At 37.8% G+C, this 19,681-nt stretch carries 19 protein-coding genes, 1 tRNA gene and 1 pseudogene; 13 read left to right on the top strand and 8 right to left on the bottom strand.

The genetic code is table 11. From position 1 onward, the window contains the following. Positions 1-98: 98 nt before the first annotated feature. Positions 99-1,055, top strand: coding sequence for an Rpn family recombination-promoting nuclease/putative transposase (locus tag WJM97_RS03950; protein ID WP_353931746.1), 957 nt, complete (start codon positions 99-101; stop codon positions 1,053-1,055). Between the two features lie 99 nt (positions 1,056-1,154). Further along, positions 1,155-1,322 carry a hypothetical protein gene (locus WJM97_RS03945; protein ID WP_353931745.1) on the top strand — a complete coding sequence of 56 codons (168 nt, stop codon included), beginning with the start codon at positions 1,155-1,157 and terminating at the stop codon, positions 1,320-1,322. Between the two features lie 173 nt (positions 1,323-1,495). Here WJM97_RS03945 and WJM97_RS03940 read toward each other — a convergent pair whose 3' ends face one another. The 6 genes from WJM97_RS03940 to WJM97_RS03915 all read right to left on the bottom strand — a co-directional run bounded on the left by WJM97_RS03940 (position 1,496) and on the right by WJM97_RS03915 (position 8,291). After that, positions 1,496-2,755, bottom strand: coding sequence for a hypothetical protein (locus WJM97_RS03940; protein WP_353931744.1), 1,260 nt, complete (start codon positions 2,753-2,755; stop codon positions 1,496-1,498). A 588-nt stretch (positions 2,756-3,343) separates the two neighbouring features. Further along, complete coding sequence (folE, locus tag WJM97_RS03935) at positions 3,344-4,051, bottom strand: GTP cyclohydrolase I FolE (protein ID WP_353931743.1); 708 nt, start codon at positions 4,049-4,051, stop codon at positions 3,344-3,346. 180 nt (positions 4,052-4,231) lie between these two features. Next, on the bottom strand, positions 4,232-4,957 hold the full coding sequence (locus WJM97_RS03930) for an SDR family oxidoreductase (RefSeq protein ID WP_353931742.1): 726 nt from the start codon (positions 4,955-4,957) through the stop codon (positions 4,232-4,234). 353 nt (positions 4,958-5,310) lie between these two features. Then, positions 5,311-6,291, bottom strand: a complete 981-nt coding sequence (locus tag WJM97_RS03925) for an acetyl-CoA carboxylase carboxyltransferase subunit alpha (RefSeq protein ID WP_353931741.1) — start codon at positions 6,289-6,291, stop codon at positions 5,311-5,313. A 107-nt stretch (positions 6,292-6,398) separates the two neighbouring features. Continuing rightward, on the bottom strand, positions 6,399-7,418 hold the full coding sequence (locus WJM97_RS03920) for a long-chain acyl-[acyl-carrier-protein] reductase (RefSeq protein WP_353931740.1): 1,020 nt from the start codon (positions 7,416-7,418) through the stop codon (positions 6,399-6,401). A 177-nt stretch (positions 7,419-7,595) separates the two neighbouring features. Then, positions 7,596-8,291 carry an aldehyde oxygenase (deformylating) gene (locus WJM97_RS03915; protein WP_353931739.1) on the bottom strand — a complete coding sequence of 232 codons (696 nt, stop codon included), beginning with the start codon at positions 8,289-8,291 and terminating at the stop codon, positions 7,596-7,598. Between the two features lie 229 nt (positions 8,292-8,520). Between WJM97_RS03915 and WJM97_RS03910 the strand changes: the two are divergent. From WJM97_RS03910 to WJM97_RS03885, 6 genes and pseudogenes are all read left to right on the top strand, one after another. After that, positions 8,521-8,619, top strand: a pseudogene (locus WJM97_RS03910) (carbohydrate ABC transporter permease); the annotation flags it as partial. Between the two features lie 117 nt (positions 8,620-8,736). Then, complete coding sequence (locus tag WJM97_RS03905; protein ID WP_353931738.1) at positions 8,737-8,937, top strand: hypothetical protein; 201 nt, start codon at positions 8,737-8,739, stop codon at positions 8,935-8,937. A 234-nt stretch (positions 8,938-9,171) separates the two neighbouring features. Then, positions 9,172-10,374 (top strand): peptidoglycan DD-metalloendopeptidase family protein, encoded by a 1,203-nt coding sequence (locus WJM97_RS03900; RefSeq protein WP_353931737.1) that lies wholly within the window; start codon positions 9,172-9,174, stop codon positions 10,372-10,374. A gap of 75 nt (positions 10,375-10,449) precedes the next feature. Further along, positions 10,450-10,522: transfer RNA gene (locus tag WJM97_RS03895), tRNA-Arg, on the top strand. Positions 10,523-10,695: 173 nt separating this feature from the next. Further along, positions 10,696-11,124 (top strand): DUF29 domain-containing protein, encoded by a 429-nt coding sequence (locus tag WJM97_RS03890; protein ID WP_353931736.1) that lies wholly within the window; start codon positions 10,696-10,698, stop codon positions 11,122-11,124. Between the two features lie 144 nt (positions 11,125-11,268). Further along, positions 11,269-12,015, top strand: coding sequence for an SIMPL domain-containing protein (locus WJM97_RS03885; RefSeq protein WP_353931735.1), 747 nt, complete (start codon positions 11,269-11,271; stop codon positions 12,013-12,015). A 73-nt stretch (positions 12,016-12,088) separates the two neighbouring features. On the opposite strand, the gene WJM97_RS03880 is transcribed toward WJM97_RS03885, so the two are convergent. Beyond that, a complete protein-coding gene (locus WJM97_RS03880; protein ID WP_353931734.1) occupies positions 12,089-12,451 on the bottom strand; it encodes a single-stranded DNA-binding protein in 363 nt (120 codons plus the stop codon). A 511-nt stretch (positions 12,452-12,962) separates the two neighbouring features. On the opposite strand from WJM97_RS03880, the gene WJM97_RS03875 reads away from it, so the two are divergent. The 4 genes from WJM97_RS03875 to ribD all read left to right on the top strand — a co-directional run bounded on the left by WJM97_RS03875 (position 12,963) and on the right by ribD (position 16,635). Continuing rightward, a complete protein-coding gene (locus tag WJM97_RS03875) occupies positions 12,963-13,970 on the top strand; it encodes a rod shape-determining protein (RefSeq protein WP_353931733.1) in 1,008 nt (335 codons plus the stop codon). An 84-nt stretch (positions 13,971-14,054) separates the two neighbouring features. Continuing rightward, positions 14,055-14,864: a rod shape-determining protein MreC gene (gene mreC / locus WJM97_RS03870; protein ID WP_353931732.1), complete on the top strand. Its 810-nt coding sequence runs from the start codon at positions 14,055-14,057 to the stop codon at positions 14,862-14,864. Between the two features lie 26 nt (positions 14,865-14,890). Next, positions 14,891-15,529, top strand: a complete 639-nt coding sequence (gene mreD, locus WJM97_RS03865) for a rod shape-determining protein MreD (protein WP_353931731.1) — start codon at positions 14,891-14,893, stop codon at positions 15,527-15,529. Between the two features lie 11 nt (positions 15,530-15,540). Further along, positions 15,541-16,635, top strand: coding sequence for a bifunctional diaminohydroxyphosphoribosylaminopyrimidine deaminase/5-amino-6-(5-phosphoribosylamino)uracil reductase RibD (gene ribD, locus WJM97_RS03860; RefSeq protein ID WP_353931730.1), 1,095 nt, complete (start codon positions 15,541-15,543; stop codon positions 16,633-16,635). 30 nt (positions 16,636-16,665) lie between these two features. On the opposite strand, the gene WJM97_RS03855 is transcribed toward ribD, so the two are convergent. Next, entirely contained in the window at positions 16,666-16,884 is a 219-nt protein-coding gene (locus tag WJM97_RS03855; protein WP_353931729.1) for a hypothetical protein, read from the bottom strand. A 575-nt stretch (positions 16,885-17,459) separates the two neighbouring features. On the opposite strand from WJM97_RS03855, the gene WJM97_RS03850 reads away from it, so the two are divergent. Then, complete coding sequence (locus WJM97_RS03850) at positions 17,460-19,625, top strand: DNA phosphorothioation-associated putative methyltransferase (protein WP_353931728.1); 2,166 nt, start codon at positions 17,460-17,462, stop codon at positions 19,623-19,625. Positions 19,626-19,681 lie beyond the last annotated feature (56 nt).

Here is a 19,681-nt window from a genome sequence, read left to right as displayed (position 1 = left end):
ATTGAAATGGTAATAAAAAGCAATACATAATACCAATAAATTATAATATAATCTAATAATATTTTCAGGGTTTTTAGTCAGGAGAAAAAATATTTATAATGCGTCGTGATTCCATTTTCTATAAATTATTTAAACAATTTCCTAGTTTACTGTTTGAATTGGTAGATGAAAAACCACCAGAAGCTGCTGATTATCAATTTGATTCCATAGAAGTCAAAGAAACAGCATTTAGAATTGATGGAGTATTTCTACCACCTGATCATGCTAATCCCAAAATAGCATTTTTTGCGGAGGTGCAATTTCAAGAAGACGAAGATTTATATCATCGCTTTTTTACCGAATTAATGACATTTCTGTATCGTCACCAAGTTCGCTATGATAACTGGTTTGGAGTCATAATTTTTCCATCTCGTAGTCTAGAACCATCTAACTCAACAATTCATGATGTGTTAATAGACAGTTATAAAGTCAAGAGAATCTATCTTAATGAACTGGGAGATTTACAGGAACAACCTTTAGGAATAGCGTTAATGTTGCTGACGACTACTCCAGAAACAAAAGCAGTAGAAGCAGCTAAATTTTTAATAAACAAAGCTAAAAATACGGAGGTAGACAACCTAGAAAAAGAAGCCATAATAGATTTAGTGACGACCATCATTGTTTATAAACTTACTAAACTCAGTCGAGAGGAAATAGAAGCTATGTTAGGACCAATTACAGAAGAACCCAGAGCGATTAGAGAATGGAAGGAAGAAGCATTAAAACAGGGATTGGAACAAGGAATAGAACAGGGATTGGAACAGGGAATAGAACAAGGAATAGAACAAGGAATAGAACAAGGAATAGAACAGGGAATAGAACAAGGAATAGAACGAGAAGCGATATCCCTTGTGATTAGACTATTAAAGCGCCGTTTTGGTAAATTTCCTGATGTGTTATTAACGAAAATTCAGCAATTATCTATAGAAAAAATAGAAAATTTGGCTGAAGATTTATTAGATTTCTCTGTACTTGCAGATTTGGAAAACTGGTTAAAACAAAATCAGGCTAATTAAGAATAATTGTAGGTTGGGTTAAGCGACAGCACAACTCAAAAACAACTTTAAAAATGTTGGGTTTCCTTGTGTCAACCCAACCTACAGTTTATCAAAGATATGAATAATATTTTACCCATTGGTGCTATTCTCAGAGAACGTTATCAAATTCTAGATATTTTATCTAGTAATACAGGATTTGGAATTACCTATACAGTCAAAGATAATAATTATCCTCCGACGAGAATTTTAGTTTTAAAACAACTCAAAAAACCGACAGATGCTTAACAAGCTTTGGTTTAGGAATTGGTTTAGGAATTGGTTTAGATGTTGGGCTAGGATTATCAACAATGGTAAAATTTTTAATAGCTTCAGCAATTAACTGTACTTGCTGTGGTGTCAAACATTCAGGACAATTAATCATTGTTTACAGCAGTATTGAATTATTTACCTTAGTTATGCTAGTTATTTTCAGCGTTTGAAAGCGGCATAAGGGGTTCTTCATTTAATAAAGAAGGCTGGTCAAACGGTTCACTGAAAACTTCTTCGTAACCTTGTAAAAATTGTTGAGACTTTCTAAATTCCCTAAATATTGGCCATTCTCTATAATGAATCTTTGAAATCATTTTGGAGTTATTACCTATCTTTTTCATGATTTGATAAGCATCATCAAAATTATCTATAAGCACTGCGTTTGCTAACTTAAATTCATCACTTAATATGTTCCAATTAGTATCTTTTAATAAATTATCAATAGCATCTTGATTTTTACCTTCCCATTTAAGAGTTTGCGCCTTGTTAAGTATTACTAACAATTTAGTACCGTCAGCCATTTTTTTGAAAATACTGGGTTCTTGCATAGCAAAATCTAGTATTAAATTTGCTAGTAAATAATCATTAGATGTTAGAATATCTACAGCTAAATTATTAAGTGCAGTATCAGCTGATTCTCTTTCTTCAGGTTTTAATTTTCTCCAAATTACGTGAACTAATTTAACTCCTACTTCAAATATACATTTATAAGCATTATTAAAATAAGTTTCATCAACTTGCAACCAAGCTCCTAATTTATAATCATTAATGTCTACATTATTTTCCTGACAAATTGTTAAATATTGAGTTGAAATACAACCATCACAATGAACAAATAAATTTCTTCTTTCAGTGATTTCTATAAAATTGCTCCAAGATGAAAACTTTCTTAAAGTATCAATTCCCAACTTTTTTTCTAACCATTTAAAATGCTCTGCATGACTATCTCTTAATAGTCCATCTATTTCTCTATCAATAATATCATTTCTAGCTTCATCAAGTGTTTTAAATTGTATTAACTCTTTAAAACTTAAATGTCTTTCAGATGAATTGAGAATTTCAGGTTTAGTAAGACAAATAGCTTTGACCAAGTTAGCTAAATGAATATCAAATTCACTGACTAATGAAATAATAAAATTTCTTTTGATAATATTTGATGCCAAAGATAAAGACATATTTTCTTGCCACAATTGTTTAAAGTTAGTTGCGCTTTCAAGAGGAATAGTAATAGTTGTATCTGTTTGAGTAATTGATTGTTGAGATGCAAAGTTAATAAATTTCTGCTGAATTTCTTTTTCACTATTTTCAAAAGCATTTATAACAATTGGAAAGCTCATTTTTAAACCTTGTATTCTGTTAATAAATACTTCTATTATACGAGAAAAATTTGGGTCAGCATTGTTAGTCATATTTATTCCCTATTAAAAAGTGATTATTTTAAATACAGTTAGTTAAATATTGTTCTGAGTGAAGGCTTCGATCGCCCATTTTCCCAACGGTTAACATTACCACAAGTAACACTGAGTTCATCTGCAAACTATTCGTGAGTTAAACCAGTCCGTAACCCCAATTCCCTAATTAACCCCCCAACTTCAGATTGTTTAACTTTTAACATCTGGATGGTTGCCTGATGTAGCAAGTTATATATCAGTTAGTATGTAGTATATAACAGTAGTTGTAAAGTATTTATTTGTTTACTTTTTGTTTAGGTTCTTTGAAAAATAGATAACTACTGTACATTAACTTCAGTAAATACCTCAGCATTGACAATACCTTTAGGAGATAAGGAATTTCCTTTTTGTAGTGAGAAAAGAAACTTAACAATAGTTGGAACATTAACCAAAATTAAAACTTAGACACTGAAAGACTTTTAACTCTGTGACTTGCTATATCAAGCCTTTTAGCCTATTTCCGCCTTAGATAAAAAAACCATAAACCAATCGCTCACCCCCGACACAATTTTGAGGATGAGCGATAATGCTAAAAAGCTCTAATTTCTAGAAAAATGAGGCTTGATGACGAATCAAACTTAGGAACTCTTCACGGGTTTTTTGATCTTCTTGGAAAACACCAACCATAGAACTGGTAACAGTCCAAGAACCAGGTTTTTGTACACCGCGCATCACCATACACATATGGGTAGCTTCCATCACCACAGCCACACCTTTAGGTTCAAGAATGGTTTGAATTGCCTCGGCAATTTGTCTAGTTAACCTTTCTTGTACTTGCAAACGGCGAGAATACATTTCGACAATCCGCGCCAATTTACTTAAACCAACCACTTTCTGATTGGGAATATAAGCAACGTGCGCTCTACCCATAAATGGCAACATATGATGTTCACAGAGACTAAAGAAATTAATATCTCTGACTAACACCATCTCTTCATGGCCTTCGTCAAAAATCGCACCATTCACCAATTCTTCTAAAGATTGATTATAGCCACTGGTGAGAAATTTCATAGCTTTAGCTACACGCTTGGGTGTTTTTAATAATCCTTCCCGTTCTGGATCTTCGCCAACACCTATCAGCATTGTTCGCACAGCTTCCATCATTTCCTCTATACTCTCCTCTGAGGGTGGATGCAAATCTGCTTGCTTACCATCGTGGGTGTTACGATCAGGTCTGCTACTAATGGCTTGTGCTAAGTCAGAAATCAGAGGAGATTGTGAGAGATTGGAACCGTTGGAACCAGCAATAGTCATAGTATAAGTCTTGGTAATTGATAATTGGTAATTGGTTGTAAGCGTTCAGCTAACAGCACTCAGCTTTTTAACAGTGATGTCAAAAACCAGTTGTGGATGATCTACGAATTGATCAAATATTCTGACTTCTGTCTGGGTTTTCGTAGTTCTAAACCCCTACTGAATCGTGAATTCTGACAATTAAAGAACACCAGCATTAGACATCAGGGTTAATTCTTCAATCACTGTTTCCTGTGGTAATAAAACTGTGTGCAGAATTGTCTGAGCGACTATTTCTGGGGTTAACATTTTGGCACGATCAAAATCCGCATGAACCGTTTCTGTGTCCCAAATTTCCGTATTCACAGCACCTGGACAAATTGCAGTTACGCGAATACCGTTAGCTCGTTCCTCTTGCGCTAGGGTTTGAGAAAGAGCTAGTAAACCAGCTTTGCTGACGCAGTAGGCCCCCCAACCAGGGAAGGTTTGTTTGGCAGCAATGGAGGCAATATTAATAATTGTTCCTTGACCTTGTTGCCTCATTTTTGGCACAATCGCCATCATGCACTGAAAGACGCTAGTGATATTTAAGTCCATCACCCGCTGCCAGTCTTCTAGGGGAATATGATCTAAATTGGCTGTATATCCCATGCCGGCATTGTTTACCAAAATATCTATGGGGCCAAAGTCATCGGCGATCGCTTCAATTTTGGTTTTGACTTGAGAAATACAAGCTAGATCAACAGGGTAGGCTTTTGCTTCTACTCCTGTTGCTTTTGCTGCTGTTACTACCCCCTCTAATTTCTCCCTAGAACGACTAACTAAGGCGATATCTATTCCCACTTTGGCAAAGGCTAAAGCTGTCGCTTTACCAATACCACTGCTTGCACCAGTAATTAGGGCGCGTCTTTTCTGCTCAAAGCTCATGGTGTCTCCAATTTTTTTTGGCTCTGCTGTGAGTCACCAGCCACCCATAAATTAAATAATTCTAAAAATCAATTGATTTTTTGCTGACTTGTGCTAAGTTGCTTTGTCAATATGGGTATCTCGCCTATCATTAGTTTGATCTGTCAGTTCAAGATAAATTGACTTAGATCATGAGATTCTAAATTCAAGGCTGATTACTGAATTATCTGCAAACTAGCCAATTCAGTTAAATTAGTTTTGTTTGCTGAACACACAACACAAACGCCTATAGCTGCTCAGATTGTTAAGAATCTTTAAGCTTCCATAGGCAATTATAGCACTGTTAATGTGCTAATTATTTATAGCTGTTATTTTTAATGGGCTAGTTCAGTAAAGACTCCGATTTTGCGGAATTTCTCATAGCGCAGTTGGCGACGTTCTACCGGGGTTAAACGGTTTAGTTCGTCCAGATTGTCAAGCAATGCCTGTTTAAGGGTAGTAGCTGTTGTTAAAGGGTCAGAATGTGCGCCACCGATAGGTTCTGGTAGTATTTGGTCAATAATACCTAAGTTTTTTAAATCGTGGGAAATAATTTTTAAAGCTACAGCGGCTTGGGGTGCTTTAGCTGCGTCTTTCCATAAAATTGCTGCACAGGCTTCTGGGGTCGCTACTGTGTAAACAGAATGTTCAAACATCATCAGGCGATCGCCCACACCAATGCCTAAAGCCCCACCAGATCCACCTTCACCGATGACTGTACAGAGAATTGGCACATCAAAACAAAACATTTGCCGCAGGTTGTAGGCGATCGCCTCTCCTTGTCCTTGATGTTCTGCTTCTATACCTGCCCAAGCTCCTGGAGTGTCAATAAAGGTAATAATGGGCATTCCAAATTTATTGGCGTGTTCCATTAACCGTAGGGCTTTTCTGTAACCTCCAGGGGCAGCCATGCCAAAATTGCGGGCGACATTATCCTTAGTATCCCGGCCTTTTTGGTGTCCTAACATGACCACAGGTTGACCACCCAAACGTCCCACACCGCCAACTAAAGCTGGATCATCACCACCACAGCGATCGCCATGTAACTCCATCCATTCATCACTAATGGCCTGGATATAATCTAAGGTACTGGGACGGCGAGGATGTCTAGCTACTTGTAGTCGCTGAGATGGAGTCAGACTGCTAAAAATTTCTTCCCGTAACTGCATCGCCCTAGTTTCCAATTGGCTAATTTGCCCAGAAACATCCACACAGTTCTCATCTGCAAGTTCACGAATTTGATCAATGCGTGTAGCCAATTCTGCTAACGGCTTTTCAAAATCCAACAGTAGCGGTTTACGTTCAGTTGTTGCCATAGTTATAGATTAGGTGACAGGTGACAGGTGACAGGTGACAGGTGACAGGGGTGAATCAGGAATAGGTAAGAGGCAAAAGCTGATTCATTTTTCCCAGTCCTCAGTTCCTAAACTAATAAAGGTCTAAATCCATGTTTTACAGATAGTTGACCAATATGCTCCATTTTGTCTACGGTAATCTGATTACGCCCCCAAGAAAAGTTTGTGTATAACTTCTCAAATTCCAACAACATTGATTCTGCAAAACAGGCAAATAACTGGCGTTCTGGCACATCCATATTGACAATTTTCATGATTTTCCAGTCAATATCCAAAGAATGCTCAACTATTCCACCATTTAAAACATGAACACCTGGATGCTGAACTTTTGTGCCTAAATTTTTAGGATATCCACCATCAATTAATAAACAAGGTTTTTTTAACACAGTAGGATCAATTTCTACACCTTTAGGCATACTTGCAACCCAAACTATAATATCTGCTTCGGGTAATGCTGCCTCTAGATCCATAATTTTACCCCGTCCCAATTCTGCTTGTAGTTCTTGCAGACGCTCTTGGTTACGGGCTATTAATAGCAATTCTTGGACATCTGTTTTTTTATCTAGCCAGCGTGTGACAGCACTACCAATATCTCCTGTTGCTCCACACACCGCTACTGTGGCTTTTGATAGTTCTATACCCAGTTGTTTAGAAGCTGCTTCTACCTGACGACAGATAATATAGGCTGTGTGAGTATTTCCTGTTGTAAATTTTTCAAAATCTAATGTTAGGTTACGGACTTGCTTAAACTGCTCTAAATTAAAGTTCTCAAAGATAATTGAGGAAAACCCACCTAAAGCTGTGATATCAATGCCATGCTTTTGGGCATGAGCCATCGCATTTAGTATTTTCCGTGTTGCTGCCTTAATGCGACGATTTGCTAACATTTCTGGCAAAAAGCAAGATTCTACATACTGTCCTTCTATTTTTTGACCAGTAATACTGGTGACAGTGATGTGATCAACTATTTGCGGCGGGGCGCTACACCAAAAGTCTAGCCCTTGATCGGCATATTCTGGGTATCCCAATTCTTGAGCTACAGATTGAGCGTGTTCTAAACTTGTCAGATGTCCAATTAGACCAAACATTAGTGATATTTTAGGCGTGTGCTATGAAAAGCGTAAAATCAGAAAATAATCTCTAACTCTTAAAAATACTACATAAAGTGTCAATAGTGGGGACTGGGGACTGGGGAATGGGTATTGTTAAAAATATTCTCCCCCTGCTTCCCCTGCTTCCCCTGCTTCCCCTACCTCCCCTACTCCCTAGACGGTTGCTAGTCCGTAGGCGGAAAGACGCATGATATCACGGGTGGTAAAACCAATGTTACTCAGGGCTTCGCCGTATTGAATCATGAAATCTTCAACTAAAGCATCTTTTTCCATGCCCAGGATTTTGGCATCATCGGTTACTTGGTTCAGCATTTGCCAAACAATGGGTAGGTTTTGACGGTTCGCGTCTTCTAGTTCTGCTTTGGATGCTTCAAAATTTGCTTGTAGCCAAACTTCTCCAAAGTTGAGGTGACTGTATTCTTCTTTAACTACACCTTCAGTAATTTTGCGAGCAAAATCATCGGCTACGGGAATGTAGATGTTATAAGCTGCGATCGCAAAACACTCAATTATCAAAGATTGAATCAACAGACAGGTAACAACTTTACCTTCTTTGGCTGCGATTTGGAAGTTTTCATGCAATCCAGAGAAAAACTCTTTCGCAAACTGTATGTCTGGAGTAACTTTTAAGTTGCGTCCACAAGCTTCAAACCCTTTCTTGTGGCGGTTTTCCATTTTGGAAAGCTGAATTAGTTCATCTTTGCTTTCTGGCAGCAAATCACCTAATGTAATGTAATTTTCATGGGCTTCTTGCTCCCCTTCAATCACAATGGCATTAATTCGACTGTAAGCGTCTTTGTAGGTTTCACTTTGGTAATCTAATTCGGTTTGTTCAACAAGCTGCTGCATAATTTAGTTTACTCCGTAACCCTGAATTATTTGATACTGAAATTTAATTTACCCTCTCGGTTTTGGGTAATAATCACTGTTGTTTAATTTAACTTAACAAGAAATTATGGTTATTAGATTAGTTTTTACCAAGTATCTCCTCGAAAGGGGTAAACTATATCCTAATTCATCAAAGCTACATATCCTGCATGAGATATCCAAATTAGATACACAAGGGCTTATTGGTTAAAATAACTGGTCTTTAGCCAATTACCAGGAAGCTTGGGCAAGGAGGAAGTTTTTATTAGCTTTTGCTAATTCTACCTTGGTTGCGATCGCAGTTACCGCCTGTGTTAGAAAAGGACGTGCTACAAAATACTAACTTAACAGACCACAAGCCCAACTGATACCCGGCTCGTATTGGTAAACTTCGCCGAATTTATAGACAAATATAGTCATCGGTAGTTTGAATATTTTACGTAAAGTAGTCCCGACAGCTTTTAGTCTAGGGATAGAGGAGCCACTGCGTTGGGCGGGTTTCCCGACTTGTAGCAAGTGGCGTGGCGTTGTAGTCCGAGAAAGTCGGGGTTATTCCCGGCAAATGAAAGGCATGAGATATTTGTCTATGTTTTTTGGAACTATGCCTGCCTTCCCAACCACAGTCTAACCAAAACCCATAACATAGATTTTATAAATAATGTTTTGCCATTACAGCAGATTCCGCTCTAATGAGGTACAAAGTTGAATCATGAAACTCTTGTGGTGCGGGCATCTTGCCCGCTATATATGTACCTCATAACACCGGGAAGTGCTGTAAAACATTGTTGATATTCTTATACCAAATTATTATTTCTCAAAGTAATATTTTTAATGTTTAAATTTAATGTTTAAAAATAAAGGTATGAAAAATTCAATTGAAGTAAATTTTAAATATTTGTGGCTATGTTGGGCATTTTTTTTGATTCTGTGGATTTCCGTGGGATTATTACCAGTGTATGGTATATCTTCCCCAAACATTGATAAACTCAAACAACAGCAACAGCAAATACAGCAAGAGCGTGAACAAGTAATTGAAAAAAAAGACAGTCTCACCAATTTACAAAACCAAGCTCAACAACATTTAGATGGAATTGAAAATAATTTACAATCTACAAATAGCCAAATTCAAGAAAGTGAAAATCGCTTAAAATTGGCTAATGACAGTCTGGGGAAATTACTAGAAGTATTAGTAATTACAGAAAAAAACTATGAACAAAGAAGATTAGCAACCATAGCTAGATTAAGATTTCTCCAGCGTTCCCAGTCTTCTCAAGGTTTAGCTGTTCTCTTACAAAGTGCAAATTTAAGTGATTTTATTAATCGTCGTCAACGCTTAAAGTTAGTTTATCAAGCAGATCAAAAGATTTTAGATAAACTGACAGAAGATGCGAATTTTTTAATTCAACAAAAAACAGCAGTAGAAAAACAAAAAAATCAAATTGCTATTATTAGAGAACAATTATTAGCCCAAAAAGCCGATTATCAATCCCAAGCAGAATTACAAACAGATTTAATTCAAAGGTTAAATAGTGATCGTCTAGCCTTAGCAGCAGCACAAGAACAATTAGAACAAGATTCAGAAAGTTTAACAACTTTAATTCAACAAAAAATTGCCGAACAAAAAGCTAAAGAAGAAAGAGAAGCACGCGCTAAAGCTAACAGTAAAATTTGGATTCGTGGTACTGGTATCTTTGCTTTTCCCAGCGATGCACCTACCAGTAGTCCCTTTGGTTGGAGAACACACCCGATTCTCGGATATCGTCGTTTTCACTCAGGATTAGATTTTGCTGCTGGTTATGGTAGCACCATCAGATCCGCAGATTCCGGTGTAGTGATATTTGCGGGTTGGTATGGTGGTTATGGTAAAGCCTTGATTGTTGATCATGGTAAAGGAATGACCACACTCTACGCCCATTGTAGCCAATTGTATGTCAGCGAAGGACAAAGAGTAGAAAAAGGACAGGCGATCGCCGCAGTCGGTTCTACAGGTTTATCCACAGGACCCCATCTCCATTTTGAAGTCCGTCGCAATGGTTCACCAGTCAACCCCGCAGAATATTTGTAAAAGCTAATTAAAATTCTTGATGGTAATTTCCCCAAACTTGGAAAAAAGATGTTATAATTGGGATTAGATTATTTTGGGCGTGTGGCTCAGTGGATAGAGCAACAGATTCCGGTTCTGTGGGTCGGGGGTTCAAATCCCTCCACGCTCGTTTTTTAATTATATCTAGATCATTTGTTTGGCAGTAGGTGATAGATAAATAAATCGCCAAAATATTTATGATACCACAATATAAGTGTGGCAAAAATTTTATTATGTATTGAGAAAATATTTTAAAAGTCCTTCATTATATATGGAATAATTTAATTTCGGTATGGAGAACTTATGAACTTAAGCACCCACGAAAATGACTTTTATGCTTGGACACAGGAACAAGTACAACTATTAAAAACTGGACAACACCATCAAATAGATTGGCATAATATCGCCGAAGAAATAGAAGACATGGGACGTTCAGAAAAGCGACAATTAGAAAGCAGATTAGAAGTTTTAATTATGCACCTCTTAAAATGGCAATTTCAGCCTAATTTACGTTCTCGAAGTTGGCAATTAACCATCAAAGAACAACGTCTGCGGTTAGAGAAACTCTTACAAAAAAACCCTAGTCTTCAATCTCATCTAACTGAAGCCATTCAAGAAGTTTATCCTTTAGCTACCATTAGCGCAGAAAGAGAAACTGGTTTATCCTTATTTCCTGAAAATTGTCTCTACACATTCACAGAAATTTTAGATTCTGAATTTTTACCAGAATAAGAGAGAGTATCAGCACAGTATATGAAAAAAAATATATTGTCGTTGCCAAAATTGTAACCACAAAATACTTAAATATCTTCAATGCCAGAATATCAACAGACGAACCCTAAAAACAGGTTCACTTTTTGAGGAGTGTATATATAAATGTCCAGAAATACCTTATCTCTTCCTTCTTTCCCAATTCAGAAACTAGGGAAAACAATCTACACTACATTATTAATATGTCTCATGTTTGCTTTACCCGCATCAGCCGAAGAAAAAGCCAAAATATGGCGCACTTTAACTGTTAGTGGTACTGGTATTGAACGCATCCCCACCAGTCTATCACAAATTAATTTAGGTGTAGAAGTTCAAGGTAAAACCGCCCAGGAAGTACAAAAAGAAGTAGCCCGTAGATCATCCGCTGTGGTAGATTTTCTCAAAAGTCGCAATGTAGATAAATTACAAACTACAGGAGTTCGCCTCAACCCAGTTTATAGTTATACAAACAACGTCCAAAAAATTACTGGTTATGCTGCCAGTAACACTGTCAATTTTCGTTTTCCCACCGATCAAGTCGGTACATTGTTAGATGAAACTGTCAAAATTGGGGCAACACAAATCAATGGTATCAGTTTTATTGCTACAGACGAAGCTATTAGTAATGCCCAAAAACAAGCATTAAAAAAAGCTACCCAAGATGCCAAAGAACAAGCGGAAGCTGTCTTGAGTAGTTTAGGTTTACAATCACAGGAAATAGTCAGCATTCAAATTAACAATGCCAGCGCACCCCCACCACCAATGCTGCAAAGGGCTGAATTTGCCAAAGCTAACCTCGCCGATGCTTCTACCCCAGTAGTTGGCGGTGAACAGGAGGTGCAAGCATCCGTAACCCTGCAAATTAGTTATTAGTCACTGGAAATATTTATCTTTCTTCTGACTCCTGTACGGGCGAACGGCCGTTCGCCTTCTGACTCCTGAATAACTAGAAATTTTCTGGAGACATATCACTCATGCCATTTTCAGCATCACGCTTAGAACCAAGTAACTCCAGTTGTTCCACCTGAATCACTGGTTTTGAGCGACTAGCTCCTGTTTGGCGATCGCTCCAAGTATCAAATTTTAGCGCACCTTTAACCCCGATTAAACTACCCTTACGGACATAGTTACCTGCTACTTCCGCCGTTTTTCCCCACAGTTCCAAATTAAACCAGTCAGGTTGATCACTATTGCGGGTTCTTCTGTTTACTGCTAAAGTCAACTGACATTTCACCGTTCCTGACTCAAAATACCTGATATCTGGATCACCACCTACACGGCCAACTAGAGTAACAACATTAATGCTCATAATTCTTACCTTTTAGTACAGATATACTGACATTAAAAATTTTATCATAGCTAATTTTGACACCTTCAGGCTATTCTACAGGAAAGTTAAACCCGTATCTTACCCATATGCCTACTGAAAAGAGAAAATCTCTGTATTTTTATTGTTTTTTCGATCTTGACAAATAAAAGTTGAGGCTAAGAGGGTGTCTTGTAAAATTATTTCAAATATGTTAAATCATTAGCAATATAATTAACTCTCCACAATGATTCAAAAAATACTTGTCATCATTATGAAAATTATACGGTTATACTGAGGAACTCCAGAAGAGAGGAAATAAGATGTCTAAAACATCCATCTAGATTGACAAAAATTATAGAAAAAAATAGTCTAATTTACTGGAGTCAATACAACAGACATCATAAAATCCAGGCAAATAAACTCTCTCACTTATCATTTAATCACAAATTATCGCACATAGGGGGCATAGATACGCGTGGGTCTTTTCAGAAACTTTCGCTCATCATGGGATATGGGTATCGACCTCGGTACAGCCAACACCCTAGTTTATGTATCTGGTAAAGGAATCGTACTGCAAGAACCTTCAGTAGTTGCCATTGATCAAAATGAAAAAATAGCACTAGCAGTAGGAGAAGATGCAAAAAAAATGATCGGTCGTACACCGGGTAATGTCATAGCAGTTCGTCCCCTGCGAGATGGTGTAATTGCTGATTTTGACACCGCCGAATTGATGCTACAAAGTTTCATCCAGCGAGTACATGAAGGAAGATCACTCATACTACCACGTATTGTCATCGGTATTCCCAGCGGTGTCACAGGAGTAGAAAGAAGGGCTGTCATGGATGCAGCCACTCATGCCGGTGCCAGGGAAGTATATTTAATAGATGAACCGGTAGCCGCAGCCATTGGTGCAGGTTTACCAGTAGCTGAACCCACCGGAAACATGATCATTGACGTTGGTGGTGGCACAACAGAAGTAGCCGTACTTAGTCTACAAGGGACAGTAATTAGCGAATCAGTACGTATTGCTGGTGATGAACTTACAAACTCAATCATGCAGTATATGAAAAAAGTTCATAACCTAGTCATTGGAGAACGTACCGCCGAAGACATCAAAATTCGTATTGGTTCAGCCTATCCCACCCATGATGATAATGAGACTATTATGGAAGTCCGTGGCTTGCACCTACTCTCTGGATTACCAAGAACTGTAACCATTAAAGGCCCGGAAGTTCGGGAAAGTATGATAGAACCATTATCAATAATTATAGAAGCAGTTAAACGAACACTAGAAAGAACTCCACCAGAACTAGCAGCAGACATAATTGATCGGGGAATTATGTTGGCTGGTGGTGGCGCATTACTAAAAGGTATAGACACCTTAATTAGTCATGAAACAGGAATTGTTACCCATATTGCTGCTGATCCCCTGAGTTGTGTTGTCTTGGGTACAGGTCGTGTGTTAGAAAACTTTAAGCAACTAGAGAGAGTATTCAGTGGACGCTCTCGTAATATGTAGCTAAAACTGTAAACAAGATGATGGATACTGTATCCATAAAATATAGCATCCATTATCTTAATCACTTATAGAAATTAGGTATAAATGTTTACTGCAAGACGCTGGTGGGAACATAAAGCATTACACATGGGTTTGTTAGTTCTGGTAGTTGGTAGTGCTTGGACACTCCGACAAACCCAAGGGACGTTAGTCATGGAAGTATATCAAAGTATTAGTCGTCCATTAAAAACCCTACAACCAGGGATAAGTCCCGAAGAGCGCATAAATGATGCTCAATTATTAGAATTGCAAACCCGTATTATTGAGTTAGAGAGCCAAAATCAAAAACTCAAAAGCCTACTAGGTTACGTAGAAAAAGAAAAACTCTCAACACACCCGATCATTGCTAGGGTAGTAGGACGTAGTGCTGATCAGTGGTGGCAACAGGTAACTTTAAATAGTGGCACAAAAGCAGGGATTCAAGAAGGTTTTGTTGTCAGAGCAGAAGGTGGTTTAGTAGGTTTAGTAGAAAGTGTCACCCCTAATACCAGCCGTGTATTATTAGTCAGCGATTTGAAAAGTCAAGTAGGTGTATCCATCAGCCGTACAAACGCCAAAGGAGTATTACGGGGAGATTCATCTACAGAGGGAGTGTTAGAGTTTTATGAAAAAGTTCCTAATGTCAAAGTTGGCGATTTAGTTTCTACATCCACTTATAGCCAAAAGTATCCGGCTGGTGTCCCAGTGGGTAGAATCAAATCTCTTGATTTAAAGAAACTCCCAGCATCAGTAGCGAAAGTAGAGCTATTCCCATCAATACGTTATTTAGATTGGGTAACTGTATATCCAGGCTCAGAAAAAATAGATCCGGAAATAGCCAAACCAGAAAACCAAGAACGACAAAAGTCTAATTAGATTATTAAAAATTTCGGATAAGTATAATGAAAATTCCTGGATTTCTGGGCAACAAAAACAAGATTACCAAAACGCCAGACCAAAAATTTCAATCTTTAATACCCAAGTTGAGCCATTGGCATCCTGGGTTACTGCAAGTTACAGATTGGATTATCACCGCTGGATCGGTATTTTTATGTTTACTCATGTTACCTACAAGATTTCCAGGTATGGAACTATTGGATATCAGTCCTAACTGGTTACTAATTTGGGTAGTAGCTTGGAGTGTAAAACGTCCGGTGATTTCAGGGGTATTTGCCGGTATAGTTTTGGGATTACTGCAAGATGGCATGACAGCACATCATCCTACCCATGCTATTAGCTTGGGAATAGTAGGAATGCTCACCAGTCTAATTCAGAAGCAACGTTTTATCCAAGAAGATTTTATTTCCATTGCCTTAATTGTTTTTGGGATGGCAGTGGTATCCAATACTATTTTTGCCCTGCAATTATCTTTGATGGGTGGTAGCTGTGGCGATATGTGTTTCCGTAAATCTGAAGATATCTGGACTTACTACCAACGTGTTGCTTTAGCTTCTGCTATTCTCAGTAGTTTGTGGGCCCCTGTACTTTATTATCCTTTAAACCGTTGGTGGCAAAAGATGAAATTAATTCGTAATTCGTAATTTATTCAAATATGTTAAGTAGTGAATTCGACTCCCTAATGATGCAAAGGTGTTTGCAACTTGCTGGTCGTGCTTTAGGACGCACTTCACCAAATCCTTTAGTGGGGGCAGTAGTTGTGAAAGATGGTGAAATTGTCGGCGAAGGTTTTCATCCCCGTGCCGGCGAACCTCATGCAGAGGTATTTGCCCTCCAAGCAGCAGGGGAAAAAGCTCGTGGTGCTACTATCTACGTCAGTCTAGAACCCTGTAACCACTACGGACGTACTCCACCCTGCTCTGAAGGTTTAGTCAAGGCTGGTGTATCTAAGGTTGTCGTGGGTATGGTTGATCCTAACCCCTTAGTAGCTGGCGGCGGTATTGCTCGCTTACGTGCTGCGGGAATTGAGGTGGTTGTGGGGGTGGAAGAGGACGCTTGTCGTCAACTTAATGAAGGTTTTATCCATCGTATCCTCCACAAACGACCTTTGGGAATTTTAAAGTATGCTATGACTCTAGATGGCAAAATTGCTACCAGTTCTGGACATAGTGCTTGGATTACAAATTCAGAAGCCCGCAATGAGGTACATCAACTCCGGGCTGCTTGTGATGCTGTGATTGTTGGTGGAAATACTGTGAGACAGGATAATCCTTACCTCACTACTCATCAACAGGAAGGATATAATCCTCTACGGGTGGTTATGAGTCGCAGTCTCAGTTTGCCGGAAAATGCCCATTTATGGGAAGTCGCAGCAGCTCCAACCGTGGTTTTAACCGAGGTGGGCAGTTCACTAGATTTTCAAAAGCTTTTACTCAATAAGGGTGTGGAAGTTGTGGAATTTCCATTACTGACACCGGATCATGTCATGGCTTATCTATATGAGCGTGGTTTTTGTGCTGTGCTGTGGGAATGCGGTGGTACTTTAGCAGCTAAGGCGATCGCCCAAAAAGCAGTCCAAAAAATCCTCGCGTTTATCGCTCCCAAAATCATTGGTGGTAGTTATGCTCCTACACCCGTAGGTGACTTAGGTTTTACCTCTATGACTGAGGCTTTGTCTTTAGAAAATGTGAGTTGGCGTGTTGTCGGTTCTGACTGTTTAGTTGAAGGTTATTTACCACAAAGTCAGTAGTCAGTTGTCAGTCTGTTCACTGTCACCTGTTTACGACTGCTGACGTTCATAGGCAAGATCACGAATAAGATTGAGTCGAGCGCTAACATAGTCACAAAGAAAATCTGTTTCATCGGGATTTAACAAAGTTTGCTTTGTGGTTTGTTTGACTAGCCATTGTACCAAGCTGGCATCATCCATTTGCAAAAGAGTCACAGTTTGCGCTGCTTCAACTATAGACCAGAGTTGACGCATAATTGTAGGAGTCATCAGACCTCTATTAAATTATTAGCTGAGTTTTTTCCAGGTTACACAATTTTGATATGAGCTGATGACATAAATGTACAAGTTAAGATCACTATTATCAAAGACTTCTTAATAAAGATATTTATATCGTTATTAAGATTAAAAATTGCTACTTTTCACCAACTTACTTTACAAAAGTTAACTTATGAAATTGCGATTTACAACTATCTACAATAAAATAAGGTAGTATCCGATTATATCATTCTGTTCATCTACCAATAATAAACACACATATCAGCTATATTGGCAATATTAAGCCGTTTACCCTAGCAAAAACCGGGTAAAACCACGATTTAGCTATGAAAAAAGATAATTAATTAGTATTTAAAGTTACTAACTACTAAAGTAGTATTACTTGACTAACGCTGCTAGAGAATCAGAAACTTAACTAAAATTATGGTGATAGTAATTTTTAATAATACTCACTTCCTTCATAATAAATCTTATTGATTACGAAAAATATAAAATTCATAATTATGATTAGACAATTAATATCAAAATGTCCCTGCTAATCAGTTTTTCCCAGTGGTTTTATACTCATGAGTGCAATAGTTAAGCCTAACGACAGCTTGAACAACCTTGAGGAAATTTTCCCAACTCCAGATCAAATTTCTCTTAGTGCGATCGCTGCTCGTTGCTACAGCAGTCAGTATGGCAAACTTCTTCCAGATGCTTTTTATATCCATATTTTGGCAATCCATACCCTTGACATCCAACTTCAACATTATGAAAGCATCGCTCGCAGTTTAGCTCCTCAAAGTGAAAAAGCAACTATAGTTAAATTTAGTACCAGTAAACCTAAAATATCCTATTTATTTTATCCTGACTTTGATATAGATCCTCACCCTGCCTTACAATCTAGCATTCAAGTTGATGTAGAAAATCTCACTTTTAATCATCGAGATTACACAGATACAGAAAACCCTCCCATTCTCCATCGCAAAGAAACCTTTGTTACTCCTGACTATCCTCTCTATCAAGAATTTGCAGACCTTACTCGCGCCCAAGAAGATTTAGGTTTACTGAACAACACCAGGGGTATTGGCACAAAATTAGGCTGGGAAAAAAGGTTACAAATTTATGGAGTAGAAATACATGGACACAGTTTAGTTAAAAAAAATACTAATACCGTTCCAGACAACTTAATACCGAAAATAGAAAGACATAAAGCAGCTATAATTCGTCATGACTTTTCCCGTCCTTTACGTTTAGCCTTAGATGCAGGTTTTTTTACTCCAGAAACCACGTTTTTTGACTATGGTTGTGGACATGGCGGAGATATGAAACGTATTGCCAATCAAGGTTATTCTAGTAACGGATGGGATCCTTACTACTTATCAGATCATCCCCTAATAGCTGCGGATATTGTCAATATTGGTTTTGTTATTAACGTGATCGAAAACCAAAGTGAACGTCGAGAAGCACTAATCAAAGCCTGGGAACTGACGCAAAAAGTTATGTTAGTATCCGCTCAGGTTTTAATTGCTGACTCCAAAAAAGGTATTATGGCTTATGGTGACGGTGTGATCACTAGAAGAAATACTTTTCAAAAATACTATGAACAAGAAGAATTAAAAACCTATATTGATCAAGTTTTGGGAGTTGATGCTATCCCCGCAGCTTTAGGTGTTTATTTTGTTTTTCGAGATCCATCTGCAACAGAATTATTCCGTGCATCTCGTTACCGTTCTCGTTCTACTACTCCCAGAATTAGAGCTTGTGTACAAAAATTTGAAGAACATAGAGAACTGTTAACTCCTCTGATGGATTTTATGACGGAACGGGGGAGAATTCCTAGTAAGGATGAATTGCCCCAAGCCGAGGAAATTTGTCAACAATTTAGCAGTTTACGACGAGCTTTTCAAGTGATTATTAAAGCTACAGACTCAGAAGAATGGGAAGCGATCGCCGATAAACGTCGTCAAGATTTGCTAGTTTATTTAGCATTATGTCAATTTAGTCATCGTCCTAGATTGGGAAAATTACCAACCGCAGTTCAAGAAGATATTTTAGGTTTATACAGTAGTTATAAACAAGCTTGTTTAGATGCGGATCAAATGTTACGCAGTTTGGGAAATACAGAATTAATTATCAAACGCTGTCAAGAAAGTAAAATTGGGAAAAAATTAGCTAATTCTCTTTTAGTTCATATTTCTGCATTACAATCACTTGATCCTCTATTACGATTATATGAAGGTTGTGCTAGTCGCACCATTGGTAGGTTAGAAGAAGCAAATGTGATTAAGTTTCATTTGCAAACACCAAAGATTTCTTATTTAGTTTATTCTGAATTTGATACTGAAGCTCATCCGACATTATCTAGATCAATGACGATTGATTTACGGGATTTGCACGTAAGTTATAAAGAGTATGATATTGATCCACCAATACTTCATCAATTAGAAACTTTAGTAACTCCAGATTATCCCCAATATGAAAAAATTGCTCAATTAACTATGCAAGAGCAAGAACGGGGACTTTTGGATAATTTACATAGTATTAGGAATCTTTCGGGTTGGCGTAAATGTTTAGAGGAACATTTTACCACTGTTAAAGGATATAAATTATATTGGTGCAAAGATGCCGATCCTTATAAATTGAAGTTGTTTAAAAATGCGATGATTAATCGGAAGAAGGAGCGAGAAAAGGAAATAGAATTGTTAGAAAATAATTCTGTAACTGCAACAAATGGTGATGATAATTAGTTGTAGTTGTAGGGTGTGTTAGCGACAGCGTAACGCACCGAATTGATGGAAGATGA

Source organism: Okeanomitos corallinicola TIOX110 (assembly GCF_038050375.1).
Classification (GTDB): domain Bacteria; phylum Cyanobacteriota; class Cyanobacteriia; order Cyanobacteriales; family Nostocaceae; genus Okeanomitos; species Okeanomitos corallinicola.
This window is presented reverse-complemented; position numbering and strand designations above follow the sequence as displayed.

Bases quoted from the DNA above. Each gene is read 5' to 3' on its own strand.
- WJM97_RS03950 (WP_353931746.1), top strand. From the start codon at position 99: ATGCGTCGTGATTCCATTTTCTATAAATTATTTAAACAATTTCCTAGT.
- WJM97_RS03945 (WP_353931745.1), top strand. From the start codon at position 1,155: ATGAATAATATTTTACCCATTGGTGCTATTCTCAGAGAACGTTATCAA.
- WJM97_RS03940 (WP_353931744.1), bottom strand. From the start codon at position 2,755: ATGACTAACAATGCTGACCCAAATTTTTCTCGTATAATAGAAGTATTT.
- folE (WP_353931743.1), bottom strand. From the start codon at position 4,051: ATGACTATTGCTGGTTCCAACGGTTCCAATCTCTCACAATCTCCTCTG.
- WJM97_RS03930 (WP_353931742.1), bottom strand. From the start codon at position 4,957: ATGAGCTTTGAGCAGAAAAGACGCGCCCTAATTACTGGTGCAAGCAGT.
- WJM97_RS03925 (WP_353931741.1), bottom strand. From the start codon at position 6,291: ATGGCAACAACTGAACGTAAACCGCTACTGTTGGATTTTGAAAAGCCG.
- WJM97_RS03920 (WP_353931740.1), bottom strand. From the start codon at position 7,418: ATGTTTGGTCTAATTGGACATCTGACAAGTTTAGAACACGCTCAATCT.
- WJM97_RS03915 (WP_353931739.1), bottom strand. From the start codon at position 8,291: ATGCAGCAGCTTGTTGAACAAACCGAATTAGATTACCAAAGTGAAACC.
- WJM97_RS03900 (WP_353931737.1), top strand. From the start codon at position 9,172: ATGAAAAATTCAATTGAAGTAAATTTTAAATATTTGTGGCTATGTTGG.
- WJM97_RS03890 (WP_353931736.1), top strand. From the start codon at position 10,696: ATGAACTTAAGCACCCACGAAAATGACTTTTATGCTTGGACACAGGAA.
- WJM97_RS03885 (WP_353931735.1), top strand. From the start codon at position 11,269: ATGTCCAGAAATACCTTATCTCTTCCTTCTTTCCCAATTCAGAAACTA.
- WJM97_RS03880 (WP_353931734.1), bottom strand. From the start codon at position 12,451: ATGAGCATTAATGTTGTTACTCTAGTTGGCCGTGTAGGTGGTGATCCA.
- WJM97_RS03875 (WP_353931733.1), top strand. From the start codon at position 12,963: ATGGGTATCGACCTCGGTACAGCCAACACCCTAGTTTATGTATCTGGT.
- mreC (WP_353931732.1), top strand. From the start codon at position 14,055: ATGTTTACTGCAAGACGCTGGTGGGAACATAAAGCATTACACATGGGT.
- mreD (WP_353931731.1), top strand. From the start codon at position 14,891: ATGAAAATTCCTGGATTTCTGGGCAACAAAAACAAGATTACCAAAACG.
- ribD (WP_353931730.1), top strand. From the start codon at position 15,541: ATGTTAAGTAGTGAATTCGACTCCCTAATGATGCAAAGGTGTTTGCAA.
- WJM97_RS03855 (WP_353931729.1), bottom strand. From the start codon at position 16,884: ATGACTCCTACAATTATGCGTCAACTCTGGTCTATAGTTGAAGCAGCG.
- WJM97_RS03850 (WP_353931728.1), top strand. From the start codon at position 17,460: ATGAGTGCAATAGTTAAGCCTAACGACAGCTTGAACAACCTTGAGGAA.